Here is a 9,877-nt window from a genome sequence, read left to right on the forward strand (position 1 = left end):
CATGTTTTAAATTTTACAATATAAGAATTAATAATTTCAGAAAGCTTATTTCTTAATATTATATATTCTTATATTGTAAAATTTAAAACATGGATCTCTGAGCTTAATCTAAAAAAAAATGAAGCAATGAAATCCTTGGAAAATGCCATAGATAAAGAATGCAGCACCGAAAAACAAATAGATGAAATAGCCCATCATGCTCATAATAATATTCAATTTTTGAAAAAAAATTCCCAAGAACAGATAGCAACTTTTAAAAAAAGAGCTGGAGATAATTTTGCAATGAATGCCCATGCACAGAAAACTCAGTGCAATGAAGAAATAAAGAGTCATATTATTAATCAAATAAATGATCATCTGTATAAATTTTTTGTAACACATCAAGCAAATGTTGGTAAAAAAAGCTGTATTGAAAACAGCTTAAACAAACTTGAAAATATACTTAATGCAAATGATATAGATTAATTTTTATACTTTATTACTAGTATCTGCAATATAACTGCTCATTATTTTTATTCCATCACTATTAATATGGTGTCCTAAATTTGGAATAAAATGAGTTTCATGTTTTATGTTATATTCTAGGAATTTTTGTGATATATTTTGCGTTGCATATGCTGGTATTACATCATCTTCCTGGCCATGCAGAAGACAAAAACTTGATCTTGATTTAATCTTAGTAGTTAATTTATCTGGAAAAAGCAGTGCACCTGCAAAACAAATTGCAGCACAGCATGGTTTTGGTCTTTGAAGTATTGCCTCTATGGCTAGTATAGCCCCTTGAGAAAAGCCAAAAATAAACAAATTCTTATTATCTATAGAAAATTTTGCTAATTGTTGATCTATAAATACGTTTAATGAAGATGTTGCTAAATCCATAGAATTGGATATTGTTTTACCATCAGTATAAAGATCAAACCATTGCAAACCATCCTTGGGGATATGTGACATTGAGCACTTAATTGGTGAATTAGGTGCAATACAAACACATTTATTTAGTATAGGGCTGAATATCTTATTTGAAAGGTTTATAACATCTTGAGCATTAGAGCCATATCCATGCAACAAAACAGCCAAAAATTTTACATTAACTGTTTTTTTTAGCTGTGCGAAATCAACAATTTTCATAAATTACTCAAAAATGTTTTTGAATCCATTTAACAAAATTTCCTTTATTTTGAACTATTTTAGATGTCTGTGGACTGTTTTTATCATAAAAATAGTTATTTAAAAGCAAAACACTTCCTATTATAGCAGAAAAAGATGGGTCAGTCACATCAAGATCGCTATAGTGAAGCATATCTTGTTTGCCACGTATCACAGTTGTGTTAAATTTTTTTGCAAACTTCTCACGCAACCCTTCGGTTTTACTCACACCACCTGTTAAAACTATTTTTCTAAAAATATGCAAACCACTTGGAACTCTTAATAATTTATTGCTAACCATAGATATTATTTCATCAACTCTAGCACTTATAACATCACATAAATCAAATTTACTTATAGGATTCAAATCTTCAGCTTGAGTTGTTTCATTGATATCATCATACTCTATAATTTCACTATAATCTGAAACTGGATATAAACTGCCATATAAAATTTTAATTTTTTCTGCTACATTTATACTTAAAGAAAAAGCACAAGCTATATCTTTTGTTATATTGATACCACCTATTGGCAATGTTTCTGTATGAGTTAAATTATTGTCTTTATAAATACCTATTGACGTTGTTCCACCACCAATATCAATTAAAATAGCACCGAGATTTTTATCATCATTTGAGATACATGCAAAACCATTAGCATATGGTGTAGCAATATATCCAGCTGGTGTTAGATGGCATCTATTTAGACAGCTAGCAACATTAATTAATGGTGGCTTATTTGCAGTGACCATGTGTAACTTAACAGCAAGACAGCTGCCATACATGCCATATGGATTAACTATTCCAGGGGTTCCATCAAGTACATATTCAATAGGCAAACAATGCAGTGCTGATAATCTCTCATCTTCTTTAATGCTCTCATATCCTTTATCTATAATAGTTTTGATTTCTCTATCGCCTATTTCATTATTGCCATTTAATATCTCAAAACTAAGATTACGTGAACTAAGACCACAGCCAGCAATACTGATATAAACAGATTCTATATTCTCACTACAAACATTTTCTAATTCTTCTATAGCGAGTGCCATTGCAGCTACAGCTTTTCTTATGTCAACTATAATACCATTTTTCACTCCTTGCGATGGCTTGCAAACACAACCTATTACACTGATACCTCCATCATACATTCTCGAAAGCAATGCAGCTATTTTTGAGCTACCTATGTCTAATATAGCTATTAAATTTTTCCTTGGTTTTAACAACATGTACAGACTATTGCATCTATTATTTATATAACTATAAGTAATATTGCATTAAAGACAATATCATTTTCATCTTATAGTCGATAAATAAAGCTTAAAACGTTAGAATAATATAAAAACATGTAAAATATAATGCCAGCAGATAACATTCAATACAGACAATTCATTGATGAAGATGAACTTTACACTATGTTAGAAAAATTAAGCAGAATGCATAGAAAAACTGAAATAGCTATGAAACTTCTAAAATCAATTACTGGAGTTGATTTTAATATACATATAAAAACAAATACTAATATTAATTTTAACAATGGTACAAATTTTCTAGCATATGGCTCTAATCTTGCACATATTGCAGCCTGCTTTAATCGCTTAGACTTACTTGAATGTTTTGTTAACTTAGGTGGAAATATTAACACAGTGAACTCATTATTAGAGACACCGCTGCATGTAGCAATATTATTTGGAAATATGCATATAGCTCATTACATGCTTAATGAACTTGATATCAAAGAACCAATGAAACCAGCAAGATCATATTCACCAAATACATTTGCTAAAGATAATAAAGGAAACACTCCTTTACATTTGATGATGCTGCCACCCAAAAAAGATATAGAAATTTATATTAAAAATTTAAAAAAAATGCTTAAATTTATCAGAGATGTTAATGTAGCAAACTCTGCTGGAAACACTCCAGCTCATATTGCAGCACTACACAGCAATCATTATGCCCTAGCAGAGCTTTTAACAAGTGGTATGTTAGATTTAAGAAAAAAGAATAATGAAGGCATAAGTGTTTTTACAGCATTAACTCAAGAACCAAGTGGCAAAGTGTTTGATTGTTTTGTTCAAGAGCTTGTTACTAAATCACAAAATTCCAATACATTAATTGACTTGAAAAATGATGATGGCAATAATCTTTTATCATGTTGCATCCTGAGAGAAAGCTTAACTTCTATAAAGTTGATATTAAAAAAATGGCAAGATGATAAATGTTTAACCAAAATGTTAGCTGAAAAAAATGACAATGATCATACACCACTTGATATTGCAGTAGTAACATTTAAATCAGGAATTGTAAAAACTTTAACAGAATTATCTCTAGATAAAACACTGGTAGAAAATTCTCTAATTAAATTTCTGACTGCAATTGAAAGAAAAAAAAATCATCCACCAAAAGCAACCTATGTTATTGCTAATAATTTGCTTGATCATGCACCTTTATTGGACATAAAGAATAACTGGAATATCTTATTATATGTTGCAAGAATAAAACTACCAAAATATATTGTACAACTTGTACTTAATCATCAAGATAATGGAGCGCCAGTTAGCTCACAAGTAAAATTTTTGCTAGTTCAAGAAGGAAAAGACAGCCCGCTGCATGTTGCAGCCAAACATAACAACACACAAACATTTTTGCTGCTTTTAGAAGAATATGGGCAGCACATTACTACTGACACTACTGCTAATGCTAATAACATGCTTAAACTCAATAGCACTGGCGCAGATTCATTAAATCTTATGCAGATAGCACTGCAAAATAACAATGAAGATATTTTTATAGCTTTAATGCATAAAGTTGGTGTTAGGGAAATATTGAATGGATTTTTTACCACTGAAGACAGTGATAATTTAGTTTTTTTAACTCTAGCTGAAAGAAATTTTGCACTATGTAGGAAATTGCTATCTTTTATCTGCTGTGAACAAAATATGGATGTGCATCATGATGAAATTAGAAAATTTTTTAAGCAAGTAGGAAAAAATGGGCGGACAGTTGCTCATATGGCAACCTGCAATGATTCTTGCAATATTTTCCCAATGATTTATGATGCTTGTCCAGACATTATACATATAAAAAACAATGATGACTGCACACCAATTGAACTTCTTATAAAAAATGGTGCTATTAATGCATTGCAGCATATTGCCAAACAAGATGAATCTATATTGCCAAAATGGGCTTTAGATAATGCCGAAAGAACCAATGAGCTTATTGCAAATACTGACAATATTGAAATAGCTAGCTTGTTAAGCAGCACAAGGGAACAAGAGCAAAAACTGCTACAAAAAATATTTACTACAATATTAAAAAATGGTAATGAAAAATCATTACAACAGGCAATTGATTTACACCCTGAGCTACTTAATGTACAACTAATTGCAGAAGATGATGATGCTATTCAGATGTCAGCACTGCAGATATCTGTTAATGTGGGCAATCTTGATTTAATTACAAAATTACTTAAACTTAGAGTAAATGTTAACTTTCAAGATGCTAATGGCAATACTGCGATGCATACAGCATTTATGAGAACAGGAGATAATATTGAGATAATAAGACATTTAGTAAATTCAAACATTAATGCATCATTAAGGAATGCCAATGGGCTATCTGCTGTAGAGTTAAGCATATCTAATGGCTCAATGGATATTTTACAGACAATGCTTTCAAAATGTCAATTTACTCAACTGCCATGTATTAACATGGAATCACTAAGAACTGGTTTATGCATGATGGACTCTAAACAAGATGCACATTCTCTTTTGATTTTAGCAACACCAAAACAAGACAATGTTCAGTCTACTATTAATCAACAACTTATAGACAATGTAAAAAAAGAAAATTTAGCACTATCTAGATTTTTATGTTTTCAAAAGGGCTTGAGTTTTGCAGTAAAAAATGAGCATGGTTTATTTGGTTCATTTTTGGGACTGTGGCATTATGCAGTTAATGCTTGTGAATGGTATTTTGGAAAGCACAGCAGGCCTGATATTAAAGATGCTATAAATATGAACAATGTTGATGAACAATCCAGTAGACCAGCTGTTTTAACTATGCAACAAAAATCATTGCATGACTGCCAAGAAGCATTCTCCAAAAAAATATTTGAAAAAAATACTGAAAAAGAAGCTAGGCATGGTGCCTAAGGCTTCTTTTTTTCCATTTCTGAAGCATGGCTTGGGCAACAATTCTTCTCTATATTCCTATGAACAGCTGTTGCATATTTTTTAAAGTTGTCAATATTATCTTTTGCACAGCCAAAATATTCATTTACCGCTTCACTGGTGCAATGGCTGCTAGCAATATTAGATGCCATTTTTGTGGTTCTGCAGCAAATATTAGAAATTAACTCAGCAGCATCCTCTACAGCCTCAGCTGCAATGCTTTGAAATTTATTTTTATAATCATTGCATTGATGTGTATTAAACATGTTGGTATAAGCATTAAAAAAATTATCCATATTTCACCTATTATACTAATTCATCAATATCTTTGTTATTTTGATTATTGGAATTCTTATTATCATTTATTTCAAAACTATCATCATAATTTTGCATGTCACCATAGTAATAGTTATCTATATCACTATAAGCACTAGACATATTAGATCTATCATCTTTATCCTGAATTTTTTTCGAGCGAGTTGACCGTGCACCAAGTTTAGCACGCTCAAATTTACCCTTCTCTTTATTCCAAGCATATTGATAAGTAACAACTTTTGTTTCTGTAATAACAACATTGCCATTTGCAAGATGCATAAGATCAGATCCACGTTGCATAACATCACGCAATAATGCAGCAAATCTCCTAATATAAAGAGGGTTGCTTACTATATCAAAACTATCAGTTTCTTTATTTTTGTCTTTACTGTTGTTTTTAAAGGCTATCATCATATTATTGCCACTATCAGTCATACTGTATCCTACTGTTTATAATCAGAAAATAATCACACAAAATTGTTAAAAAAAGGTTAATATAAGTGTAATCTACTCTCATACAGATTATCTCAAAAAAACATTAACTGCAAATAAATTTCACATGTAAATATATATAAAATATGACAATAATTGAACTTCTACTCAAAATTAATAACAAGCTAAAAAATGCAAGTTTACAAAACACAAATAAAGATGCTGCTATGATTGTATCAAAAGCACTAAATTCTACTAAAGAATATCTAATTATAAACCAAGACAATTCAGTAAAATTTTCTGAAATTAGGCAGTGTATAAAAATGGTAAAAATGCGCATCAACCATTATTCAATATCAAAAATTATTGGGTACAAAGAATTTTGGGGACATGAAATAATGGTAAATAAAAACACTTTAGACCCTAGGCCAGATAGTGAAACAATTGTTGATGCATTAATAAAACACTGGCCAAACAAAAATAAATCATTAACTATATTGGATTTAGGAACTGGAACTGGGTGTTTAGCAATTGCTGTTGCCAAAGAGTATAAAAGATCCAAAGGTTTTGCATTAGACATAAACCATAAATCACTAATGCTTGCAAGACAAAACTTAAAAAAACATAATTTGCTAAATAGATTTAAACCGCTAAAAACATCATGGAACAGTTATGCTAGCATAACTAAAAAAAAATTTGATGTGATAATTAGCAATCCACCATATATAAAGTCACGTGCAATCAATAATCTAGCTAATGAAGTTAAGTTAGGAGAACCACTTATTGCACTTAATGGTGGTTGCAATGGGTTACATAGCATACTATCAATTTTTAAAATATTAAAAATAATTATGAAAGAAAATGGTGTTTTTATATGTGAAATTGGCTTTATGCAAGAAAAAGAACTTGTACTATTGTATAAAAAATATGGATTAACTGCAAAAAGACACCACCATGACTTAAGTGGTAAAATAAGATGTATAACATTTACCTTAACTAAACCAAACCAGATAAATCAATGCTGATCTTTGCATCTTCACCACCTTTAATTTCTGCATCTTTCATAAAAACAAGTGGATAATTATCACACTCATGTCCAATATTGGATATTCTGTACACTGGTATTGGTAATAATTTAGCAAAATCATCAAGCACAATATCTATATAATCAACTGGATAACCAGATTTTGTATTAATTAACTCTCCAATAATAACAGCCTTAGCATTATTAAACATTGATTTATATACAAATGATTGTAACATTCTGTCTATTTTATAAAATGACTCACCAACATCTTCTAGAAAAAGTATTTTATCCTTGCAATCAACAGCCCATAATGTTGCTATAGCAGATTGTATGATGGCCATATTACCACCAGTAACCTTTCCATAAACTACATTATTATTATATGCAGCAATATTAAGAGGCTTTAACCCAGTGTATGATAATACTTTTATTGTGCCACTAATAATATCGGTAAATATTTTTACTGCATCTTTATTTAAAGTTTTTAACTCAATTTTTTGTTTTATATTAAAGGCATTCTCCCAATGTATGCTGGGCATAGCAAACTTATCATTTGAAAGCATAGCATGTATTGATGTAGCATCACTATATCCAATAATTATTTTATTTGTATTTCTCCTAACATGTTTAAATAAGTGAGGCATTATTCTATATGCACCATACCCACCATTAACATTCCATATAAACTTTGATGATGAATCATTTATAGCCTCTATAGTCACCAAAGCCCTAGTAAGATCATCATTAATAAACATTGGTTCATCGGTATTTATAAGTCTATTAGGTGCAAAGCAGTCAATATAAAAATTATCCTTGATGAATGAACATAAAAAATTTACATCTTTTTTGCTTATTTTACGAGCAGTTCCTATTAAAGTAATGGTATTTGTAGTTGGAGAGCTATGAGCATTGTTTTTCATTGGTTGATTATTTAAAGTCAATGTTTTGTTTGAAGATGCAGCATTTGCTGAGGCAATGCTAGAAACAAAATAGCTCAAAACAAATTTAGCCAGAAATGAAAAAAATGCAGTGAAAGCTATTATGTTAAAAAATCTTCTTTTTGAGTAATTTGGCTTATCATCACTCAATTATAACTACCAAATTATAAATGGTTATTTACATACCATTTTTTATCTTGTTGGTAATAATGTCAATTATTTTTTGCTCTGGATCTAGTGCCAAGACTTTATTCCATTGAAACATAGCTTCTCTTTTCCTATCACTATACCAGTATACATCTCCAAGATGATCATTTACTATTGGATCATATGGCAATAATGCTGCAGATACTTCCAACAAAATCAATGCTTTATTGCAATTACCATTTTTATAATAAGCCCAGCCAAGGCTGTCCATAATATGTGGATTACTGTTTGATTCTACTAATGCTTTTTCTAACATGATTACAGCATCATTCACATCTTCATCTCTTTTTATCATACTATAAGCTAAATAATTTAACACTATAGGATTACTATTGCTCAAATTAACACTTTGCAACAGATCCAACTTTGCCATCTCCCATTGATTAATTAAATCAAAACACAATGCTCTTGCAAAAAACACTGACCATAAATCTTTTTCTATAGAATGATTGTCAATTGCAATGGTGTAATGTTTTATTGCCTGATCATAGTCTTGGTCAGAATTGTACATATCGCCTATAGCAACATGCAAATCAAAATTCAAACCATCTTTATTAAGAGCATCTTTTAAAAGGCTAAATCCATGTAGCTTATCGCCAGAAGAATAATTATTATAAGCTGTATTAATCAAAGCATTAATATAGTACTGAGAGTTGCTAGTTATTTTGGCATATAATTTATTTGAATAACTATGCATACCATTTATATGCATTATGTTAGCTAATGTAAATAGTATCCGATCATCTTCATAAATGTTTTGTGCCGTTGCAAGCAAAATTATTGCATCAAAGCTCATATTATGCATTTGTAATATTGTTCCAAAATCTAATAATATTTCATGCACAGCTAAAGCAAGATCAATATTGGTAAATGATTGTTTTTTATTATACTTTATCCCCTTGGCAAACATTTTATCAATAACAACATCAGCCATAACTTTATTGTCATTACGCATAAAAAAACTAAGCGCAACTTCAAGTACCCTTTCAGGCAATGGACGTTCAATTAAATTGGTATATAATTCATTGGCTATGTCATTTTGACCAGAATAATCATATATCATAGCTTTATTATAAATCATAAATGATAAATCAGCATCATTGCTAATAGATCCTATCTTATTTTCTATAATCTCAATCCCACGTTTATAATTATTGTTAAATACAACTTCACCCCAAGCTAAACCCATGTTTGCTATAAAACATGATATAATACTATTTGAATTTGTATCAATATCCTGAAATAATTTGTTAGCCTCACGAAAAAATTTGTTTTTTAAATAATCAAATGCAAGAAATATTTTTACCTTGTCTATACCATCCACTAAGCCAATTTTAGTTATTTTTACTGCATATTCTTTTGCTAGTTGCATGTTTCCTTCAATTATTGCACTGTAAAAAATTTTTTTTAATACTTCAATATTTCCATCAACAGCATATTCAATTTTTTGTAAATAATTAATAGCATCGGAATACATCATATTGTTAGTTGCAAAATATCCAGCAAGATAATTACCAGCAATGCTATCATTTTTAGCAATATGTTTACTATTGTGTAAAAAAATAGCATTGCCAGCAGTAATAATATAAACTATGATTAACAAGAAAATAACAATTCTAATTTTCTTTTTCATAA

9 protein-coding genes are annotated in these 9,877 nt (G+C 29.8%); 3 read left to right on the plus strand and 6 right to left on the minus strand.

Annotated elements, in window-relative coordinates; all coding sequences use genetic code 11:
* The first annotated feature begins 126 nt into the window (after positions 1 to 126).
* The gene (locus AABI72_RS01490) at positions 127 to 465 is read left to right on the plus strand and encodes a hypothetical protein (protein ID WP_338363725.1); all 339 of its coding nucleotides are present in this window, start codon (positions 127 to 129) and stop codon (positions 463 to 465) included.
* 3 nt (positions 466 to 468) lie between these two features.
* Here the strand turns inward: AABI72_RS01490 and AABI72_RS01495 are convergent, their stop codons facing one another.
* Together AABI72_RS01495 and ftsA are read right to left on the minus strand one after the other, a co-directional pair.
* Positions 469 to 1,128 (minus strand): alpha/beta hydrolase, encoded by a 660-nt coding sequence (locus AABI72_RS01495; RefSeq protein ID WP_338363727.1) that lies wholly within the window; start codon positions 1,126 to 1,128, stop codon positions 469 to 471.
* Positions 1,129 to 1,135: 7 nt separating this feature from the next.
* Positions 1,136 to 2,374 carry a cell division protein FtsA gene (gene ftsA, locus AABI72_RS01500; protein ID WP_338363729.1) on the minus strand — a complete coding sequence of 413 codons (1,239 nt, stop codon included), beginning with the start codon at positions 2,372 to 2,374 and terminating at the stop codon, positions 1,136 to 1,138.
* A 129-nt stretch (positions 2,375 to 2,503) separates the two neighbouring features.
* On the opposite strand from ftsA, the gene AABI72_RS01505 reads away from it, so the two are divergent.
* A complete protein-coding gene (locus AABI72_RS01505) occupies positions 2,504 to 5,305 on the plus strand; it encodes an ankyrin repeat domain-containing protein (RefSeq protein WP_338363731.1) in 2,802 nt (933 codons plus the stop codon).
* Here the strand turns inward: AABI72_RS01505 and AABI72_RS01510 are convergent.
* Positions 5,302 to 5,619, minus strand: coding sequence for a hypothetical protein (locus AABI72_RS01510; RefSeq protein WP_338363733.1), 318 nt, complete (start codon positions 5,617 to 5,619; stop codon positions 5,302 to 5,304). The two genes, AABI72_RS01505 and AABI72_RS01510, sit on opposite strands and share 4 nt — an antisense overlap.
* A 10-nt stretch (positions 5,620 to 5,629) precedes the next feature.
* A complete protein-coding gene (locus AABI72_RS01515; protein ID WP_338363734.1) occupies positions 5,630 to 6,073 on the minus strand; it encodes a DUF2671 domain-containing protein in 444 nt (147 codons plus the stop codon).
* Positions 6,074 to 6,216: 143 nt separating this feature from the next.
* Here AABI72_RS01515 and prmC point away from each other — a divergent pair, with 143 nt between their 5' ends.
* Entirely contained in the window at positions 6,217 to 7,095 is an 879-nt protein-coding gene (prmC, locus tag AABI72_RS01520; protein ID WP_338363736.1) for a peptide chain release factor N(5)-glutamine methyltransferase, read from the plus strand.
* Here prmC and AABI72_RS01525 read toward each other — a convergent pair.
* Positions 7,067 to 8,185, minus strand: coding sequence for an LD-carboxypeptidase (locus tag AABI72_RS01525; protein WP_338363738.1), 1,119 nt, complete (start codon positions 8,183 to 8,185; stop codon positions 7,067 to 7,069). The two genes, prmC and AABI72_RS01525, sit on opposite strands and share 29 nt — an antisense overlap.
* 28 nt (positions 8,186 to 8,213) lie before the next feature.
* Positions 8,214 to 9,877: hypothetical protein (locus tag AABI72_RS01530; RefSeq protein WP_338363740.1), on the minus strand; the 1,664-nt coding region annotated here is incomplete at its 5' end.

The organism is Candidatus Xenohaliotis californiensis (assembly GCF_963930935.1).
Taxonomy (GTDB): domain Bacteria; phylum Pseudomonadota; class Alphaproteobacteria; order Rickettsiales; family CAWVOK01; genus Xenohaliotis; species Xenohaliotis californiensis.

Excerpts from the sequence above, each read along its gene's own strand:
- AABI72_RS01510 (WP_338363733.1), bottom strand. The coding sequence starts at position 5,619 with ATGGATAATTTTTTTAATGCTTATACCAACATGTTTAATACACATCAA.
- ftsA (WP_338363729.1), bottom strand. The coding sequence starts at position 2,374 with ATGTTGTTAAAACCAAGGAAAAATTTAATAGCTATATTAGACATAGGT.
- prmC (WP_338363736.1), top strand. The coding sequence starts at position 6,217 with ATGACAATAATTGAACTTCTACTCAAAATTAATAACAAGCTAAAAAAT.
- AABI72_RS01490 (WP_338363725.1), top strand. The coding sequence starts at position 127 with ATGAAATCCTTGGAAAATGCCATAGATAAAGAATGCAGCACCGAAAAA.
- AABI72_RS01515 (WP_338363734.1), bottom strand. The coding sequence starts at position 6,073 with ATGACTGATAGTGGCAATAATATGATGATAGCCTTTAAAAACAACAGT.
- AABI72_RS01505 (WP_338363731.1), top strand. The coding sequence starts at position 2,504 with ATGCCAGCAGATAACATTCAATACAGACAATTCATTGATGAAGATGAA.
- AABI72_RS01495 (WP_338363727.1), bottom strand. The coding sequence starts at position 1,128 with ATGAAAATTGTTGATTTCGCACAGCTAAAAAAAACAGTTAATGTAAAA.